The following is a 22,965-nucleotide window of genomic DNA, read 5'->3' as shown; positions in this document are numbered from 1 at the left end:
GTACGAATATTAAAGCTTTATACAAAAAACGCATCTCGATGGATGCGTTTTTTGTAGGTTTTATGCAAGCTGCTTTTTATACAGTTTCTTAAGGTGTTTCTGATTCTTTAGGTTCAGGCTTTGGAGCGTACGGACCTGGCAATAAGCCGTTGTGAGAGTTGTTGACCGCTGCTGAGTTAGCAAAGCGAGATAAACGAGGTGTCTTATCGTCCATAGCGCTGGCTACTTGCTCTACTGCTGCGCTTACAAGCATACCAACGATGCCGCCACCACCGTCGCCAGATTTTTGTTGGGCAAAGGCTTTACCATCCCATAGCGTCTGACCTGTTTTGGTGTCTACCAGTTTCCATGATGAGGAGACAGTAGCTACTGATTGAATCAACTGATAGCTTTGTCCCCAGTTATCGATAGTGATGTAAAGTACCGCATCAGGGTTAATGATTTCATCAATTTTATCCAACGGAATGCGGTTCATTTCAGCTGGCGTAGGTAAGCCGTTATCTTTTAAGAGTTGATCAACTACCGCAACTGGGTAAACATAGTACCCTCTTTCTGCTAGTGGAAAGGTGATCGTAGAAAGCAAGATATATGGCGCACTCACTTCAACGGTTTGGTTAACTGGTGGAATGACTAGAATAGATTTAGGGTTGCTCGCTTTAAGTGCCGTGTAGTCATACGGTTGTTGAACAGCACAGCCAGTTGCCAGAATCGTTAGGCTGATAATAAGTGCTTTAAGCAATGATGCATAGTTGGTGCGATATAAATTTGTCATTAGTTGGCACTCGCTCTGCTTAGCATGCCATCAATAAATGTGGCAGATTCCGGATAGTATTTCTTTTCGTTTTCGAATGCCGAAATGGCATTAGGCATATCGCCATTCTTCGCATAAATCATACCTAAGTGAGCATAGATACCCGGAGCTACTTTTAAGCCTTTGCTTTCTGCATAAGCAATACTTTCATTAATTTTGGTGATTTGTGTGTAGTTATCTACTTCACCTGGATTGGTGTACATATCCAGTAATAAGGTTTCATACTCTCCCCAGTGGTAGAGAGTTTTATGACTGGTTGCACAGCCAGTCATGAATGCCAGCACGATTGCTGGCAGCCAAAGTTTATTCTTCATTACTTAGTCCTAAGTGCTATATCAATGTTTGTTGTGTTAGTGCGCTTATAGTTATTTTTAGAAGGTGATCAGGCGCACTTCCCAATCACTCGTTTGTCTTCTTTGATGTTTCTATTTGGACGTATTACAGCTCGATTACGTTTGCATCCAGATCGCGAACGAAAGCATTCACCGCTTCGGTGATAGCGAAGTTCAACACTTTGCCATTAAGTGTCGCGTCGTAACCTGCGGTTCCGCCAAAACCAATAACTTCTCGATTGCTCAAAGAATATTCACCTGCACCTTGGGTAGAATAAATAATCGCGCTGGTGTGGGTGTCGATCACTTGCAGGGTTATCTTTGCGTAAGCAATTTGCTCTTTACCTCGGCCTAAAATACCAAAGAGTTGTCTGTCCCCTGTTACTTTACGGCCAAATTCAGTTACGTGGCCGGTAAGTACATAACGAGAGCCTGTAATTTTCTGTGTTACACCTGAAAGCTCAGCTTCTCGTTTTAACTCTTCCATGTTGTCTCTATCCATAAGATTGAAACGGTTGGATTGTTGTAGGTGAGTTTTGAGAATGGTTTTTGCCTGGTTGCCTAAGCGGTCTATGTTTGAGGAAAACAATCCTTGCATGTAGTTGGACTTATTTGAAAAGCCTCCCACAACAAGAGTGCTGCGTTTTCCTGTATATGCAGTGTTGTAAGTGGCAACTTTCTGTATTTCAACTGCGCGATGACTTTCTGTAGCACAACCCGTCATAAAAAAGGTAAGAATGATAGCTGTGAAAATGTTTTGTCCTTTCATTGTAGGCTCCTTTAGGTCTTAATTTTCGCGGCAAGAATAGCGTTAAATTCGTTTTGTATATACTAAAAAAACAAAGAGAATTCTTGAGAGTGTGAAGATATAGGATAGATGCACTTTCCATGTGCGATTGGACAACTAAAGGTCGGGGCCTTATGTCGTTAATTTTTGTGCGGAAAATAGAGTGTATTTGGGAACGACTTTAAGCGTTTTAGAGGGGGGCGTCTATTTTTCAACTATTTTATTGAACTCTAACACCCCATCATTCAGCTTGCCGTAACGCAGCATCAGCATATCTTTCAGATAATTTTGGTATAAACGCCAAGGCAGTTTTTCACCTTGTTTGGGCGCTCTATTAAGTGCTCGTTGGATATAGCCTGAGGTCATGTCCATAAAGGGGATGTGTTTCATGGATTGGTTGTCTTTAGGTACTGCCATTACAGTGTCAGACTTATCCAGATGATTGATGACTCGACACATATATTCACTGACTAGGTCGGCTTTCAGAGTCCAGGAGGCATTGGTGTAACCGAAGATCATGCCCAGATTGGGTAAGTCCTCAAACAGCACGCCGCGATAAATCATCTTTTGAGAGAAGTCATAAGGTTGGTTGTCCACCAATACCTCTATACCTCCCATAATTTGAATGTCTAAGCCTGTGGCGCTGACAACGATGTCGGCTTCCAAGGTGTTGCCGGAGGCTAATTTAATACCATTCTCAGTAAAGGTGTGAATGGTGTCGGTGACTACATCGGCATTGCCCTGTTTGATGGCTTTAAACATGTCGCTGTCAGGGACAACACAGACGCGCTCATCCCAAGGCTGATACTTGGGAGAAAAGTGTTTCATATCAAAGTCATTCGGCAGATCTTTTTTGGCCATTTTTGAAATGAAGCTTCGGGCATTGTTCGGGAAGGTTCGACAATAGTTGTAGAACGCCATGGTAATGCCGATGTTACGAGTGCGAGCAAAGCGATAAACCCAGTTGTCCGGCAGGTATTTTCGCATCATATTGAGTAGCTGATCTTCTCTCGGCAGAGTGGTGAGGTACGAAGGGCTGCGTTGCAGCATAGTGACTGATTGAGCTTGTTTTGCAAGTTCTGGTACCAGTGTTACGGCGGTCGCACCACTGCCAATGACTACGATCTTTTTATCTTGATATTTCAGATGTTCAGGCCAATGTTGAGGATGGATAAAGCTCCCTTGAAAGTGTTCACGACCAGGAAATTCCGGAGTGTAACCAGCTTGATAGTTATAGTAGCCAGTGCAGGTTATAAGGAAATTACAACGGATTTGTTTGCTCTGACCATTGGTCTCGATGGATATCGTCCAACGCGCCGTATTGCTGTCCCAATGGATGTGAGTGACTTTGTGTTGATAGCGAATAAGATTGGTTAGGTCGAATTCTTCGGCGGTGTTTTTGATGTACTTTAGAATTGCGGGGCCATCTGCGATGGCTTGAGGATCGGTCCAGGGTTTGAAGTTATACCCCAAAGTGTACATGTCGCTGTCACTGCGAATACCCGGGTACTTGAATAAATCCCAGGTCCCGCCCATTTGAGTTCGTCCTTCGAGAATCGCTAAGCTTTTATTGGGACAGTTCCTTCTTAGGTGACAAGCTGCGCCAATACCAGATAATCCAGCCCCTATGATGACGACGTCCTTGTATTCGATGCTCATGTTATTTTCCTATTATTATTTTTATTTAAAGGGATTGGGATTCTCTGCAGTATTTCTACAATTCCGTAATATTTCCCGAGCAATTGACGGTGTTATAGGTATTGCTCAGTAGATTGCCGTTTTCAACCTTGACCAGATCGTACTTTTGAATTTGTTCGATTAACTCTGGATCACTGACTTTGATCAGGCTGTGTTTAGGTTTAGCTTCTTCGACGGTGGCTTCACCGAGTAAATCGCCTTGGTGCTTACCGAGAGCATCAATGCGGTAGATTTTGAGATTTTGGCCGGACTGGAAGCCGGCTGCTGTACCGCCAGAGATGTCAAAAATGTGGTCTTTACCATCGCTGAAATAATTAAGAATGTAGCCAGTGGGGGCGAGAAATCGTTGTAAGGCAACGCCACCACATTCACCGATTTGTTCAAGGATGTCTTTACGCATCTGTTTGTAGAGGTTCTTCGCATTGTGATGGCTACGTGGGGGACAATTAAAGCCTTCAAGATCGTCTGACTCTTGAGATTCCAGCCAGTAGGATTTGAGCGTGCGATATTCCGGTAATGGTTTGATGTTGATGTCGAGATGCGCTTCCATTTCGTAGTCGCAACTGCCAGGACGTTTAGGATCCATGAAGGGGATGTAAGTCGGTGCAGAGTAGCTGTCTTCATAGGTAGAGCGGTTGACTTTGACTTCCACCACGTAATCGACGGTTTGACGACCCAGGTATTCACCGGAGCTACTGTATCCTGCTTGCTGGATCAGTTCTTTCAGGGTGGTTTGGTTCGGAGATCGTTTGCCATAAATCTGGCCTAAATAGCCCATGGAATCTTTTGGTGGGCTATGAAGGGTAATGCCACTTTTGCGCATGGCTTCTACCCAGCGACTGAGAATTTCATCTTCAATATCAAGCTTATCGGTTCTGCGATTACTTTCGATATAGACCCAGACGTTGGTTGGATTGCCTGCTAGCTCTGCATCAGTGGGAATATGTTGTGACTCAGGCAGCGGACGCTCCCCCAGTTTTATGATGTGATCATATTGGCCTTGTGAGCTTGGAACACAACCGACCAATGTTAAGAGGCTTGCTGCCAAGCCGGTTACGATAGCTGGTTTGAAGGCGTTCAATAACATGGGAGAGCGTTTCCTTTCAGTGTTTATTTATACGCTTTTCAGGCGTTGAATGACGTCAGTTTCTTTCAATTGTTTTAGCAGCTTTTGATAGCTTTTGGTTCTGGCTTCTTTTTTCGAAGAAATGGAAACGCCTTTAGAACTAAGGGTAATGCTACTCATGGTTTGACCCTTATGTGATTTAAGGTCAAGCGTAAGTGTTGAAGCGGCATAATAATCGCCTTGCAAATGTTGTGTTTGATTACTCAGCGTGGCGTGCAGCTCTGGCTGGGTGCTAAAGAAACGGACTTTCTTGGTAATAATGCCGTGCTTACTGAGTTGGCTTTCCAGGGCGTTGGTCAGACCGGGTACGGGCGTATCGTCATTAATCGCTAAGATTAAACCGCTCTTGGATTGATTGTAGGCGATATTAAATTGTTTCAGTAAATCGGCTGCTTTCTCATTCTTTGGTGTGAATAAACTGTTGTGAATCAGTGTTTGATCTGCCAGTGAATTAATCTGTTGCGATTGCATTTCATATTGCCACCACTGTTCAAACGGATTCTTAAGGCCCTGAATGTTAGATAGGGTGATTGTGTTTTCTTTTATTAAGGTATCGAGATTGGTTTCAAGGAAGGCACGCAGAGAGTTTTTATCCAGCTCTACTTCAGCGAAATAAGTGCCTTCAACTTTGGTCGCACGATTGAATCGAACGGCAGGCAGAGGGATGTCGTGAAATGAGGCCTTGCTGAGTCGTTCGGTGTAGGTTCGGTGGAAATCACCATCGGCAATAGCGAGCACGGTGAGTTCATTGCTGACATGGCTTAGCAGTTGCGATGCCAGTGCTTGTTGTGCGTTTACTTGTGCTTCTTTTAGCGAGATACCTTCGCCCACAGCGCTGAAACTGTCATTGTCTTGAGTTGGGTTGGTGACCCAATCCGGTATGCTGGTAGATAGTGTCTGGCAGGCAGTGAGTGTTAAGGCCAGAGTAAAGATGAGGGATAGGCTAGTCATTAGCCGAGTCAATGCATGCATTTTAGATCCTTTAAAATGTCTTTTGTGGTTGTGAATGTGTTTGAGTGCGAATGATAAAACAAAGTCATTTGTTGTCCTAGGGTGGCAATTCAAATCAGTTCTCATAACCGACGACTTGAGTGTGTAAATAAAGACGTAAAACTGTTACCTGATACCCATTGATGTATCGCAGCAAAAAAGCGAAAATACGCGCATTTTTTGGTTCTTCAATTAACCCTATGGATTGTGGCTTTGGCTAAGCCTTCTATCCTTACGTGAACATACACTGTTCAGGAGTCTCTTAATGGCAACTCGTACCGAACGCGCTAATGCAATTCGCGCATTAAGCATGGACGCAGTTCAAAAAGCTAAATCAGGTCATCCAGGTGCCCCAATGGGCATGGCAGACATTGCTGAAGTGCTTTGGAATGACTTTCTTTCGCATAATCCAGCGAATCCAGAATGGATGAACCGCGACCGTTTTGTGCTATCAAACGGCCACGGTTCTATGTTGATTTATTCTTTGCTGCACCTTACCGGTTACGATGTTTCTATCGACGACCTGAAAAACTTCCGTCAGTTGCACTCAAGAACCCCTGGTCATCCAGAGTATGGTTACACTGCCGGTGTTGAAACGACCACTGGCCCACTAGGTCAGGGTATTGCGAATGCGGTTGGTATGGCATTGGCGGAAAAGATCCTTGCTGATCAATTCAACCGTGACAACCACGAGGTGGTTGACCACTTCACGTATGCTTTCCTTGGCGATGGCTGCATGATGGAAGGTATTTCTCACGAAGTATGTTCTTTGGCTGGCACCCTAGGTCTGGGCAAGTTAGTTGCGTTCTATGACGACAATGGCATCTCGATCGATGGTGAAGTGGAAGGCTGGTTCACAGACGATACTGTGAAGCGTTTTGAGTCTTACGGTTGGCAAGTGATTCCAGCGGTTGACGGTCATAACCCGGAAGCCATTGAAGCGGCGATCAAAGCAGCGAAAGCCAATGCGGATCAACCTACTTTGATTTGTTGTAAAACCATCATTGGTTTTGGTTCGCCAAACAAAGAAGGTAAAGAAGACTGTCACGGTGCCCCACTGGGTGACGACGAAATTAAACTAACTCGCGAGCGTTTAGGTTGGACTCACGGTCCATTCGAAGTGCCATCTGATATTGCTGGTGAGTGGAATGCGCATGAGAAAGGAACTGCGGCTGAAGCGGCTTGGAACGAGAAGTTCGCAGCCTATGAAGCCGCGTATCCTGAATTAGCTGCTGAGCTTAAGCGTCGTGTGGCCGGTGAGCTTCCAGCAGATTTCTCTGAGAAAGCCGCTGCATACGTGAAAGAAGTAAACGACAAAGCGGAAAAAGTGGCGTCTCGTAAAGCGTCTCAAAACAGTATTGAAGCGTACGCGAAACTATTGCCTGAGTTGTTGGGAGGTTCTGCGGACTTGGCGGGTTCTAACCTGACGCTTTGGAGTGGTTCGAAAGGTGTCGAAGCGAAAGACGCCTCTGGTAACTACGTATTCTACGGTGTGCGTGAGTTCGGTATGACTGCGATCATGAACGGTCTGAGCTTGCACGGCGGTTTCCGTCCTTACGGTGCAACCTTCCTTATTTTCATGGAATACGCTCGTAACGCTGTTCGTATGTCGGCGTTGATGAAACAGCCAGTGATTCATGTGTATACGCACGACTCTATCGGTCTGGGTGAAGATGGCCCGACGCACCAACCTATTGAACAGCTTCCTAGCTTGCGCGGCACGCCTAACATGCACGCATGGCGCCCATGTGATGCAGTAGAATCTGCAGTTGCATGGAAATCTGCGATTGAGCGTAAAGACGGCCCAACGGCGATGGCGTTCTCTCGTCAAGGCTTACCTCATCAAACTCGTACCGATGAGCAAATCGCAAATATTGAGAAAGGTGCATACACCTTGGTTGATTGCGCGGGTACACCAGACGTAATCCTACTTGCAACTGGTTCTGAAGTTGAATTGGCGCGTGAAGCGGCAGAAGCGTTGACGGCGAAAGGCAAAGCGGTTCGTGTAGTGTCTATGCCATGTGCTGAAATCTTTGCAGAACAGTCAGCGGATTACCGTGAATCTGTATTGCCTTCTTCTGTAACGGCACGTGTTGCCATTGAAGCATCGCACAAAGACTACTGGTACAAGTGGGTTGGTCTGAACGGTGACATCGTGGGTATGAGCACCTTCGGTGAATCTGCTCCGATCAATGACTTGATGAAAGAGTTTGGCTTTACCGTCGACAACGTTGTTGCTGTTGCGGAAAAAGTTGCAGGCTAATTCAGTTGTTGCTTTAGGGTCTCTTCGGAGACCCTTTATTATGTTAATGATGAATTGATTAATCACGGAAGTTTGAGTCGAGCGCGTTAATGCTAAGAATTGCAGTGAATGGGTATGGTCGAATAGGGCGAGGCGTTGTCCGCGCGCTGTTTGAAAACGGCTATCGTGAGCGAATGCAATTAGTGGCGATTAATGAGCTCGCAGATCTCGAAACCGTGTGTTATCTGACTCGTTATGACAGTACCCACGGTCGTTTCCCGGCTCAAGTCAGTTGTCGTTCAGAGCAAGGAAAAGACTGGTTATCGATAGATGGTCAAGATATTCGGGTATTGAATCAACCGGATGTAGCACTTTTGGACTGGAACGAACTGGGTGTCGATCTAGTGCTTGAATGTACCGGTGCTTTCAGTGATCGAGCTACGGCTGAGCGACATATTAAAAATGGTGCTAAGCAGGTGTTGTTTTCGCAACCGGCGTCGTCGGATGTAGATGCCACCATCGTTTATGGTGTGAATCATCAGACTCTGACGGGCGAGGAAGTGATTGTCTCGAATGCTTCCTGTACCACCAATTGTGTGATTCCGGTGTTGTCGGTATTAGACGATGCTTATGGCATTAAGCGCGGCACCATTACAACGATCCATTCAGCGATGAATGATCAGCCGGTGATCGATGCCTATCACAGTGATTTACGTCGAACACGCAGCGCCGGACAGTCGATTATACCGGTGGATACGGGGTTAGCTGCCGGGATTGAGCGTGTATTGCCGAAATTTAAAGATGCCTTCGTTGCTCTGCACATGCGTGTGCCGACTCAGAATGTGTCTTTGATGGATTTAACCTTAGAGCTGAATCATAACGTGACGGCTGATGAGGTAAATCAGCTGTTAAAGAAAGCGTCTGAAAATGGCTTGTCCGGCGTGTTGGGCTATACCGAAGAGCCTCATGCATCGATTGATTTTAATCACGATGTACGTTCCGGCATCGTGGATGGTACTCAGACTAACGTCGTTTTCGGTGGTGTTGATTCGACTGCGCTTGATTCCCAGACAAACTGCTCCCTGTTAAAGCTGGTGGTGTGGTTCGATAACGAATGGGCGTTTGCCAATAGAATGTTGGATACAGCACTGGTGATGGCTCCATAAGAGCTGGCAGCAGGTGCTGATCCCTAAGTTGTTAAAAACTTTTTAACTAATAGATGAGATAGAAAGATGTCTGTAATTCGTATGACTGATTTGGATTTGGCGGGTAAGCGAGTGCTTATTCGTGAAGATCTAAACGTTCCTGTAAAAGACGGTAAAGTAACTTCAGATGCGCGTATTCGTGCTTCGTTGCCAACCATTCAACATGCGCTGGATGCAGGCGCGAAAGTCATCGTGATGTCTCATCTAGGTCGTCCGACCGAAGGCGAATACGCTGAAGAGTTCTCTATGCAGCCAGTAGCAAATTACTTGGCTGAGTCGTTGGGTCGTGATGTACCTGTCGTTAAAGAGTTCAACGACGGCATTGAATTAAACGATGGTGAGTTGGTTCTTCTGGAAAACGTTCGCTTCAACAAGGGCGAGAAAAAAGACGAAGACGAGCTAGCGAAAGCTTATGCATCTTTGTGTGATGTGTTTGTGATGGACGCCTTCGGTACGGCGCACCGTGCACAGGCATCAACGCATGGTGTGGCTAAATTTGCACCCGTGGCGTGTGCCGGCCCATTGCTTTCTGCGGAACTGGATGCACTAGGAAAAGCGTTGGATAAGCCTGCGCGTCCATTGATTGCCATCGTTGGCGGTTCAAAAGTATCGACTAAGCTGGAAGTGCTAGAAAGCTTGTCCGATATCTGCGACCAAATCATCGTCGGTGGTGGTATTGCGAATACTTTCTTAGCCGCAGCAGGTAAGCCAGTTGGTAAGTCTCTGTATGAAGAAGATTTAGTATCAAATGCGAAAGCTTTGATGGAGAAAGTGACCATTCCTGTGCCGACCGATGTGGTGTGTGGTAAGGAATTCTCCGAGTCTGCGGAAGCTACGTTGAAAGCGGCTGAAGACGTACAAGACGACGATATGATTTTTGACATTGGCCCGGATTCTGCTGCAGCATTAGCAGAGGCTTTGAAGGAAGCGAAAACCATTATCTGGAATGGCCCGGTCGGTGTATTCGAGTTCGATCAGTTTGGTCAAGGCACCAAGGCACTGTCGCTTGCGATCGCTGAGTCTGATGGTTTTTCGATTGCCGGTGGTGGTGACACTCTCGCCGCTGTGGATAAGTATGAGATTGCAGACAAGGTATCGTATATCTCAACCGGTGGTGGTGCCTTCCTTGAGTTTGTTGAAGGCAAAACACTTCCTGCGGTAGCGATCTTGGAAGAGCGCGCTAAATAAAACGAATTGAATAGAATGCTGGATTGGATGTTTTAGCTTTTTTGTTTTCCATCCAGCGTTAAGCAAAATATAAACAGAGGAAAAACACATGGCACTTATTTCAATGCGCCAAATGTTGGATCACGCTGCTGAGTTCGAATACGGCGTTCCTGCATTTAACGTAAACAACCTGGAACAAATGCGCGCAATCATGATGGCGGCAGATAAGACGGATTCTCCGGTAATCGTTCAGGCGTCTGCGGGTGCTCGTAAATACGCGGGTGCGCCTTTCTTGCGTCACTTGATCTTGGCGGCAATTGAAGAGTTTCCTCACATTCCTGTGTGTATGCACCAGGATCACGGTACCTCGCCAGCAGTATGTCAGCGTTCTATCCAATTGGGCTTTTCATCAGTAATGATGGACGGTTCTTTGGGTGAAGACGGTAAGACTCCAACTTCTTACGAGTACAACGTAGATGTAACCAAGCGCACCGTTGATATGGCACATGCATGTGGTGTATCGGTGGAAGGTGAGCTGGGCTGCCTGGGTTCTTTGGAAACCGGTGAAGCGGGTGAAGAAGACGGTATTGGTGCAGTAGGTAAACTGACGCACGATCAGATGCTGACAGATCCTGAAGAAGCAGCAGACTTCGTTAAGAAAACCGGTGTAGATGCATTGGCTATTGCGTGTGGTACCTCACACGGTGCTTACAAGTTCACTCGTCCACCAACCGGTGACATTTTGGCGATTGACCGTATTAAAGAAATCCACAAGCGTATTCCTGACACGCACTTGGTAATGCACGGTTCGTCTTCTGTTCCGCAAGAGTGGTTGGCGGTGATCAATGAATTCGGTGGTGAGATTCCGGAAACTTACGGTGTGCCTGTTGAGCAGATCGTTGAAGGTATCAAGCACGGTGTTCGTAAAGTAAACATTGATACCGACTTACGTTTGGCATCTACTGGCGCAATTCGTCGTTTCTTAGCTCACAACACCAGTGAGTTTGACCCTCGTAAGTATTTGGCAGTGTCTGTTGAAGCGATGTCTGAGATCTGTATCGCGCGTTACGAAGCGTTCGGCACCGCAGGTAATGCCTCTAAGATCAAACCAATTTCTTTAGACGACATGTTCGTTAAGTACGAAGCGGGCGAGCTTGCACCTAAGATTGGTTAAGTCGATTAGCGATCTTCCGTATGAACGGTGATTGCTAAATCTACTCTAAGAGTGCGGTCTTTCTGATGAGGAAAGACCGCATTTTTTATGTCTTCAATTCCTTATTTTTAATAAGGTTTTGTCCTGAATTTCCACCTTGGTGGCTTGCCAGTTTTTGACCGATTGAAAAACTTTTTCTGATCATTTGACGTACATCAACAGAGCCTGATTCCGGGTGTGACAATTTGACGCACCCTATGGATACTCAAACTCACGGAATTTTGGTGTTCAGTGTGAGTTGGATGTATGAATGTAGTAAGAAGTCATTCTCGGGTGTTCGAGTTGTTAGGGCTATTTCTAGTGCTAGCAATGGTGGTCTTTGCTTCTACGGTTAATGCGGCAGGGTTAATGGTCAGCCCGGCAAAACCGGCTGAACCTTTCATTAAACAAGCGTTTCCTGATGCCACGGATTATGGCACCAAAGAAGGTGAACCATTAGCTTGGACCATCAAACAAAGCGATGATGTTGTAGGTTATGCCTTTGAAACCAACGACATCGCGCCGATTCCAGCCTATTCCGGTGAGCCGGTCAATGTATTGGTTGCCATCGACCCTGAAGGTAACATTCTTACCGCTAATGTTCTGGAACATCACGAACCAATCTTGCTGGTGGGTATTCCCGAACAGAAACTCCAAATCTTTACCGATCAATACCAAGGTCGTCATGTTTCCGATACCGTCAAAATCGGTGGTCAGCAGGAAGAGGGCGTTGTCCACGTCGATGGTCTGTCTGGTGCGACCGTGACTGTGATGGTGGAGAACCTAGCGATCATGCGTGCGGCCAAGAAAGTCGCTAAAGCCAAAGGCATCATCGACTTTGATGAAGCGGCGGCTGAGGCCATGGCTACCATCAAACAAGACGTTTATCAGCAAAGCGATTGGGTGACCTTGACCGGCGACGGCTCGATTCGTCGTTTGGCGTTAACCAATCAACAGGTCGAAGATTCGTTCGCGGGAACGGAGGCGGCCAGCGATGAAGCGCTGTCACAAGAAGACGCAGCGGCCTCGTTTACCGATCTTTATTACACCTTATTGGATATTCCTACCATTGGCCGTTCGTTACTCGGCGACAGTGAGTTCCAATGGTTGGTGGATACTCTACAGCCGGGCGAGCACGCCATCGGTTTGATGGGGAACGGTTTCTCGTTTAAAGGCTCAGGCTATGTTCGTGGCGGCATTTTTGACCGTATTCAGATTCATCAGGGCGATAATGTATTCAGCTTCCGCGACTTAGATCATTACCGCATTAATGACTTGTATGCGGAAGGCGTGCCGTACTTTAAAGAAATGTCGATCTTCATCGTGCGTGAGCATCACGATTTTAATCCGGGTGCTGATTGGCAGGTGGAATTGTTAGTGCGTCGTCAGACTGGGCCGGTAGACAGTTTATTCAGCAGTTTCAAAGCTGACTACATGACGTTGGACAAATACGTGGATCGTCCTGAACCTGTGGCGAGTTTAGAAGATCAGCCGCTGTGGAAACAGGTGTGGGCGGAGAAAGAAGTCTCAGTCATCATTTTGATTAGCAGTATGGTGCTTCTGACGTTAGTGATCTTCTTCCAGGATTGGTTGGTGCGCTTCCCGAACTTCCTACATCAGTTCCGTCGCGTGTTCTTACTCTACACCGTGGGCTTCATTGGTTGGTATTCCATGGGGCAGATTTCGGTGGTCAACGTCTTTACCTTCACTCAATCATTGATGAGCGAATTCCACTGGGAGACCTTCCTGCTTGATCCGATGATCTTCTGCATGTGGGTGTTTGTGGCGGTCACCATTCTGTTGTGGGGACGCGGCATCTTCTGTGGTTGGATGTGCCCATTCGGCGCACTTCAGGAGCTGGCCGGTGAATTGGCTGAGAAGCTGAAAATTCCGCAATACGTGGTGCCGTTTGCCCTTCATGAACGCTTGTGGGCGGTCAAATACTTAATCTTGTTGGCGTTGTTCGGTTTGTCTCTGGAGTCATTGCAAACCGCTGAACAATACGCCGAAGTCGAACCGTTCAAAACCGTGTTCTTACTGCGCTTCGACCGCGATTGGCCGTTCATCACGTACGCCTTGATCTTGCTGGTGATCTCTTTGTTCAGTCGCAAAGTCTACTGTCGTTACATTTGCCCGCTGGGCGCGGCCTTGGCCATTCCATCCGGTGTGCGTTTGTTCGATTGGTTGAAGCGTCGTAAAGATTGCGGTCAACCGTGTCAGCTGTGTGCCGTGGAATGTGAAATCGGCGCGATCGAGAAGAACGGTGAAATCAACCTTCGTGAATGTCATCACTGCCTCGATTGCCAGGTGACCTATTGGAACGACGATAAGTGCCCACCGTTGGTAAACAAAAAGCGTAAACGAATGAAGAAATCAGCAGCGGCCAATGCCGAGGCGTTATCAAAAGAAGTAAAAGCGGAACCAGTAAAGATCATTGAACCAAGCTGAGCCGCCTAATCGATTAACCAAAAATAACCGTAAAACGGTCAATAAATAAGCAAGCCAGGAGCATCACTATGGATAAGCATCAAAGTGAAGTTAACAAAAGCTCTCTTCAAGAAGAGCAATCCCAAGGCATGAGTCGTCGTAGTTTTCTTGGTGCCGGTGCTTTAGCCGGTGCAGCTGGAGCAGTTGCAGCACCAATGACAGCAGCGATGTTCGCAGCGACGGCAAAAGCACAAGCGGCGGAACTCGCCAACTCACCTTTCGTTCATCCGGGCGATTTGGATGAATACTATGGTTTCTGGAGTGGTGGTCACTCGGGTGAAGTCCGTATTCTCGGCATTCCCTCAATGCGTGAGTTGATGCGTATTCCGGTATTCAACATCGACAGCGCCACCGGTTGGGGGATTACCAACGAAAGTAAGCGCATTAAAGGTGACAGTGCACACTTGTTAGCAGGTGACTCGCATCACCCACACATGTCGATGACCGATGGTAGCTACAACGGCAAGTATGTGTTCATCAACGATAAGGCTAATACTCGTGTGGCTCGTATTCGCTGCGATGTGATGAAGACAGATAGGATCCTTACCGTTCCAAACTGTCAGGCTATTCACGGTCTGCGCGTTCAGAAAGTGCCATACACCAAGTACCTGATCTGTAATGGCGAGTTCGAAGTGCCTATTGAAAACGATGGTAAAGCGTCGTTGGAAGATACATCCACCTATCGCTCTATGTTCAACGTGATTGACGCAGAGAAGATGGAAGTGGCTTTCCAGGTGATCGTCGATGGTAATTTGGACAACACCGATGCTGACTATGATGGTAAGTATTTCGCATCCACTTGCTATAACTCTGAAATGGGGATGAACCTGGGTGAGATGATCGCCAACGAGCGTGACCATGTGGTGATTTTTAACCTTGAGCGTTGTGAAGCAGCCGTTAAGGCCGGTAAGTTCAAAAACTTCAATGGCAATAAAATTCCAGTGTTGGACGGTACTAAAGGATCAGAGTTAACTCGATATGTTCCTGTACCTAAGTCACCGCACGGGTTAAATACCTCGCCAAGCGGTAAGTACTTTGTTGCCAACGGTAAGCTATCGCCAACTGTGTCAGTGATTGCCATTGATAAGCTGGATGACCTGTTTGACGATAAGATCAAACCGCGCGATGCCATCGTTGCCGAACCTGAGCTGGGCTTAGGGCCATTGCATACCGCGTTTGATAACCGAGGTAATGCCTATACCACCTTGTTCCTTGACAGCCAGATCGCCAAGTGGAATGTGGAAGATGCCATTCGTGCTTACAAAGGCGAAAAAGTAAATTATCTGCGTCAAAAGCTGGATGTGCACTATCAGCCTGGTCATAACCATACCTCAGCGGGTGAAACTCGTGATGCAGACGGCAAGTGGTTGATCTCTCTATGTAAGTTCTCCAAAGACCGTTTCTTACCGGTTGGTCCATTACGTCCTGAGAACGATCAGCTGATCGACATCTCCGGCGATGAAATGAAGTTAGTTCACGACGGCCCAACCTTCGCGGAACCACACGATTGTATGATCGTGCACCGCAGTAAAGTTAAACCGAAGAAGTTATGGACACGTGATGATCCAATGTTTGCGGAAACCGTTGCGATGGCGAAAGCCGATGGTGTAACGCTGGAAGTGGATAACAAAGTGATTCGCGAAGGTAATAAAGTTCGCGTTTACATGACTTCCATTGCGCCAAACTTTGGCCTGACTGAGTTTAAGGTCAAGTTGGGTGATGAAGTGACTGTGGTGGTGACTAATCTGGATCAGGTGGAAGACGTGACGCACGGTTTCTGTATGACCAACCATGGTGTGCAGATGGAAATCGGGCCTCAGGCGACGGCGTCTGTGACCTTCATTGCGAATCAGCCTGGTGTGCAATGGTACTACTGTAACTGGTTCTGCCATGCGCTTCACATGGAGATGAGGGGGCGGATGCTGGTAGAAGCCTAGTCGGATTTTTAAAACTACCTGCGTTGCCATCGCGGTGTTAAAAATGATCTCCAAATGCTCATTTATAACCCATAGACTGCGCGTTCTCGATCATTTTTGCCTAGCGCTGGCGGCCTCGGTAACGTTTTAAATTATCCGATTGATCTGGTGTAGCCCATTTGGATTATTACCAGATAGGGTTCGGCCAGATAGGGTTCGGCCTGACATGGCTCAAACAAGCGTAGCGTGAACAGCGCTATGCTTGTTTTGTCTTTACCGATAGTGAGTGTTTTATGGTTTCAATGATGCGGATAATGATGGGTTTTGTTTGGGTGTTCTTATGGATGCTGTGCTTGCCCGTGTCTGCAAACTTGCCTGTGTCTGTGAACTTGCCTGTGTCTTCTAAAGAGTGGCGGGTTACGCCGGAGCAGGATCTACAGCAGGTGTTGGATCAGGCGGTCGCGGGTGATCAGGTAATACTTGGCGCCGGGGTGTATACCGGAAATTTTGAGATCAAAACCAGCATTCATTTGTCGGGAGATCAGAATGCCCGTATTGATGCGCAAGGCCAGGGGCATGCGGTTCGTGTCTATGCCGAAAATGTCACCATTACCAATCTTACTATTAAAAACTGGGGTGAGGATTTAACGGATCAGAACTCAGGTATTTATTCTGAGCGCAATTCCAATGGGCTTGTGATTGAGAATAACTACTTGGAAGGCAGTGGTTTTGGGATTTGGCTGCAACGAGGCAGTAACTGCAAGGTGCTTAATAATCGCGTTGTTGGAAATCCGACGTTGCGTTCTGCCGATCGAGGCAACGGTATTCAGCTGTCGGGTATGAAAGACAGTGTGGTCAAAGGCAACGAAGTCAGCGAGACGCGCGACGGGTTGTACGTCATTAATAGCCAAAATAATGTGCTGCAAGAAAATGTGATGCACGATCTGCGTTATGGCATTCATTACATGTATTCCTACAGTAACAAGATTCTGAATAACTACGCCTACAGTACGCGGGCGGGGTACGCGATGATGAACTCTCGTCATTTGGAAATTCGGGGTAATGTGACTGAAAACAGCGAAGACTACGGGTTTCTGCTGAATTACATCATTTATTCCATCATCGATGGCAATGTCATCAAGAACGTCTGGACGAAGCCGGAAAACAAGGTATTAGGGCGAGATGGTAAAGCCTTGTTTATTTACAACTCTGGCTATAACACCATCAGCAATAATTTCATCGAACGTGCGGAAATCGGCATTCACCTCACGGCAGGCTCTGAGAACGTCAAAGTGTTTGGGAACAGCTTTATTGAAAATCCGATTCAAGTGAAATACGTGTCAAATCGTGAGCAGGAATGGAGTCAGGACGGCAAAGGCAATTATTGGAGTAACTATCGAGGGTGGGACATGGATGGCAACGGCTATGGTGATGTGGCATTTGAACCGAACGACAGTGTGGATAAGTTATTTTGGAAGTATCCGGAAGCCAAGATGCTGATGGACAGCCCTGCGGTATTGCTGCTGCGTTGGGTGCAGCGTCAGTTTCCGGTATTGAAATCAGTGGGGGTACAGGATTCTTATCCGATGATGACGCCAGCCAGTGATCCTTCCCTTTATAAATCTCACTCGAATGACATGTTGATTGGAGGTCGTCAATGAATGATGTAATCGTAGATCTTCAACAGGTAAGTAAGTACTACCGTAATGTGCAGGCCCTGCACCCGCTGACAATGTCTGTTAATGCGGGTGAAGCCTTGGGGTTGTTCGGTCATAACGGCGCCGGTAAAAGTACCTTGATGAAGTTAATTTTGGGGGTGTTGGCCTCGACCTCTGGTGAAGTGAAGGCCTTGGGGCATTGCCCACGCTCCAATGGTGCCCATGAGTACCGTCGTCAGTTCGGCTATTTACCGGAAAATGTTAGCTTTTACGATCAGTTGACCGGTCGCGAAGTGCTCTATTATTTTGCCAAGCTCAAAGGTCACACTAAGGTACATGCAGAAAGTCTGTTGGAAGAAGTGAATCTGGCGCCTGCCGCAAACAGGCCAGTGAAAACCTATTCCAAAGGCATGCGTCAGCGGTTAGGTCTGGCGCAAGCCTTTCTCGGAAGTCCTAAGTTATTGATTTTGGACGAACCAACGGTGGGCTTAGATCCGGTCGCCACCAGTGAGTTTTACCACATGGTTGATCGCCTCAAGACCGAAGGGTGTGCGGTGATTCTGTGCTCCCATGTGTTACCGGGCATTGAGGGACACATTGACCGCGCAATGATTTTGAGTAAAGGCCGCAAGTTAGCGTTGGGCTCACTAGATGAACTCAGAGCTGAAGCCGCTTTGCCCACCGAAATCATGGTGTCGGGAATGGCGGAAGCAGAGATTAAAACGCTGTTGAATGGTCAATTGACGGCGTCTACATGGTTGCCTCAGGATGCCGGTCGAGAGCGCTTTACCATTACTTCGGATCACAAGTTGGCGGTTATGAAGCGTTTATTGGCGCAAGACCAAATACAGGATCTTCAACTCAAACAGCCGTCGTTGGAAGACCTGTATCACTTCTATCTTTCGAGCACGCACTCGAGAAGTGCTGATACCGTTTCGGGAGGGGCTACTCATGAATAAGATTCTGATCGTTGCTCAAAAAGAATTTCGCGATGGTATTCGTAACCGTTGGGCGGTGGCCATTGCCTTGGTGTTTGTGTTGCTATCACTGGGCTTGGCATATTTCGGATCGGCAACGGCCGGTGTCATTGGCTTCTCGTCGCTGGAATCGACTCTGGTCAGTTTGGGCAGTTTATGCGTCATGTTGGTACCATTGATTGCCTTGATGTTGGCCTACAACAGCTTTGTCGGTGAGTTAGAGCAGGGTACTTTGCTGTTGCTGTTGACCTATCCGCTCAGTCATAACCAATTACTGTTGGGTAAGTTTATGGGGCAGGCAGCGATATTGTCTGGGGCTGCGTTAGTCGGCTTTGGTATTCCGGCGGTGGTGATTTCTGTGATGAGTGAAGTGGACGTGAGTGAAGTATTGCTGGCGTTCTCTGCCTTCATTGTAGCTGCCAGTGTGTTGGGTTGGGTGTTTATTGCGTTGGCCTATGTGATCAGCTTGTGTGTGGCGGAAAAGTCGAAAGCGGCAGGCTTGGCCTTGGTGGTGTGGTTTTTATTCGTGTTGGTGTTTGATTTGATGTTAATGGCTATGCTGGTGGCCAGTGAAGGCGACATCAATCAAACCTGGGTGCCGTATTTGTTGTGGTTAAATCCAACGGATGTGTTTCGAATTTTCGTCTACATGATCGTGGGCAGTAGTAATCTCACCGGAGTGTTGAGCATTGCCGATCAAGGGGCGAATGGCCTCATTCATTTGAGTGTGGTGATGCTGGCTTGGGTTGGGTTGCCTTTGATGTTGTCTGCCTGGATTCTGAAGCGCAAGGAGCTGTCGTAATGCGTGTATCTCAAAAGTATAAGAAAGAATCAGTTAAGCTGTTTTCGATAGTGAACGTGGTCTTGGGGTTATTGATTGTGTTTGGTCTGTCGGCCTGCAGTAAGCAGGAGTCAGCCGAATCCATTGTTCAAGTACCTGTGCATATACATGATGGTCGGGAATGCGATTTGTGCGGCATGATCATCAGCGAGTTTCCTGGGCCTAAAGGGCAGCTGTTTACACGAGGAAGTAAACACCCATTGGCGTTTTGTTCGACTCGAGATATGTTTGCCTATGCATTGCAGCCGGAGCACAAACACCGTGTCCAATCGATCTTTGTGCACGATGTGGCAACGGCACAGTGGAGTGATATGAGCACGGCCAAGTATGTGGATGCAACATCCGCATTTTATGTGGTGGGTCACAGTCAATTGGGCGCTATGGGGCCAACCTTGGCGGCGTTTGCTGATCGTAGCTCGGCAGAACACTTTGCTCATCAATTCGGTGGAGACGTTAAAGCCTATGAAGAGATTGATCAGACACTGCTGAACAGCATGAATCATATGGATATGCAGCATTCGTCTATGGATATGCCGTCGTCTTCAGAGGGTGTATCGAATGCCTCTATGAGCCAGCATCAAGGCCATATGGCTCATCATAATTAAGAAAAGCCAACATTTTTAATGAGAAGCGGAAAAACCGCTTTTCATTTACCTCCCCGGCAACTAATCTTGTTACTCCTCTAGCTAACATAGAAATCAGACATGGATTGGTCAGCTGACGATATCAGATCTGGACTTTCTGAACTTCGCCAGAAACACGTATCACATTCTCTTTCCGATCAGGCAGGCACTGATCCCCAAGTTATTTCCGTCATGAAAGCCTATTGGCAGTTTTATGGGCTGGATTTGTATCAATCGGGATTGGCTCAGCAAACAGCATGGTTGGTGAAATCCCATAATTACGATATTTGTGTCCAGCAATTTCAAGCCAAGAATGAGTTGGGCAAAGTACTGGTATTGCATGGTTATTATGACCATGTCGGCTTGTACCGCCATCTGATTCGTGAATGTCTGGAATTAGGTTTCTCTGTGACTGCCTTTGATTTGCCTGGGCATGGGTTGTCTTCGGGTGATCGGGCCAGTATTGATTCGTTCGACAGTTATCAAGATGCGCTGGTGGCGGTTATGACGGACGTCGGTATTGACGCCAAGCACCGTTGGAGCGTGGTCGGTCAGAGCACTGGTGGTGCTGTGTTGATTGATTACTTGTCTCGAAATGGTTTTGACCGAACCACCTGTCCGTTTGCCAATGTGGTGTTATTAGCGCCTCTGGTGCGCCCTGAAAGCTGGCTAAAAGCGCGTGTTATGTTGACGCTACTTCGTCCGTTCGTTAACAGCATTAAACGTGGTTTTTCAGAAAACAGTCATGATCAGGCGTTTCTTAATTTTATTCGGAACGATGACCCGTTACAGCATCACCGGTTGGAAGTGGATTGGGTGTCTGCTTTGGAACGTTGGATTCCGGATGTCGAGAAGCGAGCGAGTGTTGATCTTTCAGTTTCCATTATTCAAGGGACAGATGATCAAACGGTGGATTGGCAGCATAATATAAAAATACTAAAACGTTTGTTTTCTGATGTGGTGTTATCGACAATTGAAGACGGGCGACATCACTTGGTGTGTGAAAGCTTGGAATACCGACAGAAGGTGTTCGCTCATTTGCGTAGAGCATTGAGTAGAATAGACTAATCTTAAAGCGCACGACTTATCAGAACATAACAACATCAAAGGGAAGATTGAATGTATCGACATCTCATCATCTTGTGTCTCGTAATATTTGCCAGTGGCTGTGCTACTTACGGCAATGACATTCAAACAGCATTGACCTATACCCAATCTGGCCAACCGGATAAAGCGGCGCAAGCCTTTGAAAAGGTAATTAAACAAGATGGCTCAGATCGTCTGCTTTATTACATGGAACTGGGTGTTTTAAAACATCTGAATGGCGACTATCAACAGAGCAATCGATTGTTGGAAGAAGCTGAGCGCTTGGTTGAAGAGTTCTATACCCAGAGCATTTCTGAGGCTGTTCTAGTCGCTATGTCGACCCCAACCTTGGCGGACTATAAAGGCCAGGTGTTTGAAGATGTTTACATTAATTATTACAAAGCGCTGAATTATCTATTTATGGCCGATCAAGCGGCCAATCGTAATGAACGTGCAGATCTGCTGGACAGTGCACTGGTTGAAGCTCGTCGTTTGGATAACAAGCTGACCAAGCTAAGAAATGAGCGTGGTAGCTACCAAGATGTGAAAGACGAGGAAGAACAAACCTTTACCCAAATCTTGTCGTTATTTGAAAAACTGTTAGGCAATTACATCGATGAAGAGAAATTGGTGTTTCGTGAAAATGCCTATTCTCACTACTTGTCCGGGCTTTTGTATGAACAGCAGAAAGAGTGGGACGATGCGCGCATCTCTTATCAGAAGGCCGCTGAACTGTATGAACAGGGTTATGCGAAACAGGTAGGTGTTGGCGACAATATGATTGGCCAAGCTTGGCTGGATACTATTCGCATGATGCAGAAGGCTGGTGGTTGGGATTCCAGCATCAGTAAGCTGAAGTGGGAAAAGCTGGATGATGATCAGCGAGATAAACTAAGAGACTACCAAAACTCGGATGCTGAACTGGTGGTGTTGAACCATCTGGATTTTGTTCCGCAGAAGAAGGAATTGAACTTCGTAATGTACGTTGAGCCAGCTCGTAAAGAGATGGTATTAACACCCTTATTGACCGGTGCTGTTCAGGAAAGTCAGGACAAGTACGCCTGGTTCTGGATGATGTACGCCGATAAAGGCATATTAGATGTGGTAGAGCGTTATTCCAATGGTGGCTTGGATAACGTAGTTCGTACTCTGATTAACAAACGAGTCATTCTTGGCCCCGCATGGGATCTGGTTGAAAGCCTGAACATTGATTCGGCGTTGAGAGATGGTGGTGTTCGTGTTGCAGTACCGTATTATTCGCCAATTCGAACCATCTCTCATCAGAATCGGCTTTCGGTAAATGGTCAGGATTATGACTTAATTAAGGCGGAGTCGTTGGCGAGGTTGGCTTTGAATGAGCAAATTCTAAAAGCGCGTACGGATTTGTATGAGGCATTGGCGCGGGAAACCTTAAAGAACACCTTATTGGTTGAGTCTGCCAACAGCGCTCTGGGTGAAGAAAATGCCCTGTTGAACTATGGTTTAAAAGCCTTAACGGCGACCACCGCTCGTGCGGATACTCGTACTTGGTTGACCTTACCTGCCGAAATTCATGTGGTTCGTATTCCGATGACTTCGGGTGAACACCATGTTTCTTTAACGAATCGCTTCACTAAGGGAACAGGCTTGGCTTCTGTTAATCAAACCATTAACTTAGAGAAAGGTGACATGCATGTATGGCGTCAGCGCTCGTTCCCGGGCTTGAGCCATGCGGCACAGCAAACCTTGATTGAAAACGAAAAAGAGCCGGAGCCTAGTGCATTCTCGGCATTTGATAAGTATTTGAACTGATCCATACTGATTTAACCTTAAAAGGGCAGAAATACG

The 22,965-nt window shown here is 46.9% G+C and carries 18 protein-coding genes; 12 read left to right on the top strand and 6 right to left on the bottom strand.

The features are described from left to right. Nucleotides 1-88: 88 nt before the first annotated feature. From ACFOEK_RS13225 to ACFOEK_RS13200, 6 genes are all read right to left on the bottom strand, one after another. Entirely contained in the window at nucleotides 89-772 is a 684-nt protein-coding gene (locus ACFOEK_RS13225; RefSeq protein WP_386721712.1) for a DUF799 domain-containing protein, read from the bottom strand. Further along, the gene (locus ACFOEK_RS13220; protein ID WP_386721710.1) at nucleotides 772-1,125 is read right to left on the bottom strand and encodes a DUF4810 domain-containing protein; all 354 of its coding nucleotides are present in this window, start codon (nucleotides 1,123-1,125) and stop codon (nucleotides 772-774) included. Before ACFOEK_RS13220 ends, ACFOEK_RS13225 begins: the two co-directional genes overlap by 1 nt. Before the next feature lie 124 nt (nucleotides 1,126-1,249). Continuing rightward, entirely contained in the window at nucleotides 1,250-1,912 is a 663-nt protein-coding gene (locus tag ACFOEK_RS13215) for a CsgG/HfaB family protein (RefSeq protein WP_386721708.1), read from the bottom strand. A gap of 222 nt (nucleotides 1,913-2,134) precedes the next feature. Continuing rightward, nucleotides 2,135-3,589 carry a flavin-containing monooxygenase gene (locus ACFOEK_RS13210; RefSeq protein ID WP_386721706.1) on the bottom strand — a complete coding sequence of 485 codons (1,455 nt, stop codon included), beginning with the start codon at nucleotides 3,587-3,589 and terminating at the stop codon, nucleotides 2,135-2,137. Between the two features lie 55 nt (nucleotides 3,590-3,644). Beyond that, nucleotides 3,645-4,715: a hypothetical protein gene (locus ACFOEK_RS13205; protein ID WP_386721704.1), complete on the bottom strand. Its 1,071-nt coding sequence runs from the start codon at nucleotides 4,713-4,715 to the stop codon at nucleotides 3,645-3,647. Between the two features lie 27 nt (nucleotides 4,716-4,742). Further along, nucleotides 4,743-5,726, bottom strand: a complete 984-nt coding sequence (locus ACFOEK_RS13200) for a hypothetical protein (protein ID WP_386721702.1) — start codon at nucleotides 5,724-5,726, stop codon at nucleotides 4,743-4,745. A gap of 283 nt (nucleotides 5,727-6,009) precedes the next feature. Between ACFOEK_RS13200 and tkt the strand changes: the two genes are divergently transcribed. The 12 genes from tkt to ACFOEK_RS13140 all read left to right on the top strand — a co-directional run bounded on the left by tkt (nucleotide 6,010) and on the right by ACFOEK_RS13140 (nucleotide 22,929). Beyond that, complete coding sequence (tkt, locus tag ACFOEK_RS13195) at nucleotides 6,010-8,007, top strand: transketolase (RefSeq protein ID WP_386721700.1); 1,998 nt, start codon at nucleotides 6,010-6,012, stop codon at nucleotides 8,005-8,007. A gap of 89 nt (nucleotides 8,008-8,096) precedes the next feature. Then, a complete protein-coding gene (locus tag ACFOEK_RS13190; protein ID WP_386721698.1) occupies nucleotides 8,097-9,152 on the top strand; it encodes a glyceraldehyde 3-phosphate dehydrogenase NAD-binding domain-containing protein in 1,056 nt (351 codons plus the stop codon). Between the two features lie 66 nt (nucleotides 9,153-9,218). Further along, complete coding sequence (locus ACFOEK_RS13185) at nucleotides 9,219-10,379, top strand: phosphoglycerate kinase (protein ID WP_386721696.1); 1,161 nt, start codon at nucleotides 9,219-9,221, stop codon at nucleotides 10,377-10,379. A gap of 88 nt (nucleotides 10,380-10,467) precedes the next feature. After that, nucleotides 10,468-11,532: a class II fructose-bisphosphate aldolase gene (fba, locus tag ACFOEK_RS13180; RefSeq protein WP_386721694.1), complete on the top strand. Its 1,065-nt coding sequence runs from the start codon at nucleotides 10,468-10,470 to the stop codon at nucleotides 11,530-11,532. Nucleotides 11,533-11,817: 285 nt separating this feature from the next. Further along, the gene (nosR, locus tag ACFOEK_RS13175) at nucleotides 11,818-13,998 is read left to right on the top strand and encodes a transcriptional regulator NosR (RefSeq protein WP_386721692.1); all 2,181 of its coding nucleotides are present in this window, start codon (nucleotides 11,818-11,820) and stop codon (nucleotides 13,996-13,998) included. 68 nt (nucleotides 13,999-14,066) lie between these two features. Then, nucleotides 14,067-15,974: a TAT-dependent nitrous-oxide reductase gene (gene nosZ / locus ACFOEK_RS13170; RefSeq protein ID WP_386721690.1), complete on the top strand. Its 1,908-nt coding sequence runs from the start codon at nucleotides 14,067-14,069 to the stop codon at nucleotides 15,972-15,974. Between the two features lie 293 nt (nucleotides 15,975-16,267). Continuing rightward, entirely contained in the window at nucleotides 16,268-17,614 is a 1,347-nt protein-coding gene (locus ACFOEK_RS13165) for a nitrous oxide reductase family maturation protein NosD (protein WP_386721688.1), read from the top strand. Further along, entirely contained in the window at nucleotides 17,611-18,570 is a 960-nt protein-coding gene (locus ACFOEK_RS13160) for an ABC transporter ATP-binding protein (protein WP_386721686.1), read from the top strand. The genes ACFOEK_RS13165 and ACFOEK_RS13160 overlap by 4 nt, the downstream gene beginning before the upstream one ends. Beyond that, nucleotides 18,563-19,390 carry an ABC transporter permease gene (locus ACFOEK_RS13155; protein ID WP_386721684.1) on the top strand — a complete coding sequence of 276 codons (828 nt, stop codon included), beginning with the start codon at nucleotides 18,563-18,565 and terminating at the stop codon, nucleotides 19,388-19,390. The genes ACFOEK_RS13160 and ACFOEK_RS13155 overlap by 8 nt, the downstream gene beginning before the upstream one ends. Continuing rightward, nucleotides 19,390-20,034: a nitrous oxide reductase accessory protein NosL gene (locus ACFOEK_RS13150; protein ID WP_386721682.1), complete on the top strand. Its 645-nt coding sequence runs from the start codon at nucleotides 19,390-19,392 to the stop codon at nucleotides 20,032-20,034. Before ACFOEK_RS13155 ends, ACFOEK_RS13150 begins: the two co-directional genes overlap by 1 nt. Before the next feature lie 99 nt (nucleotides 20,035-20,133). After that, nucleotides 20,134-21,120 carry an alpha/beta hydrolase gene (locus tag ACFOEK_RS13145; RefSeq protein ID WP_386721681.1) on the top strand — a complete coding sequence of 329 codons (987 nt, stop codon included), beginning with the start codon at nucleotides 20,134-20,136 and terminating at the stop codon, nucleotides 21,118-21,120. Between the two features lie 51 nt (nucleotides 21,121-21,171). Then, complete coding sequence (locus tag ACFOEK_RS13140; RefSeq protein ID WP_386721679.1) at nucleotides 21,172-22,929, top strand: tetratricopeptide repeat protein; 1,758 nt, start codon at nucleotides 21,172-21,174, stop codon at nucleotides 22,927-22,929. The last annotated feature ends 36 nt before the right edge of the window (nucleotides 22,930-22,965 follow it).

The sequence above is a fragment of the Litoribrevibacter euphylliae genome (assembly GCF_042646085.1).
GTDB lineage: Bacteria > Pseudomonadota > Gammaproteobacteria > Pseudomonadales > Litoribrevibacteraceae > Litoribrevibacter > Litoribrevibacter euphylliae.
Note: the sequence above shows the minus strand (reverse complement) of the source record. Positions and strands in the feature narration are given on the sequence as shown.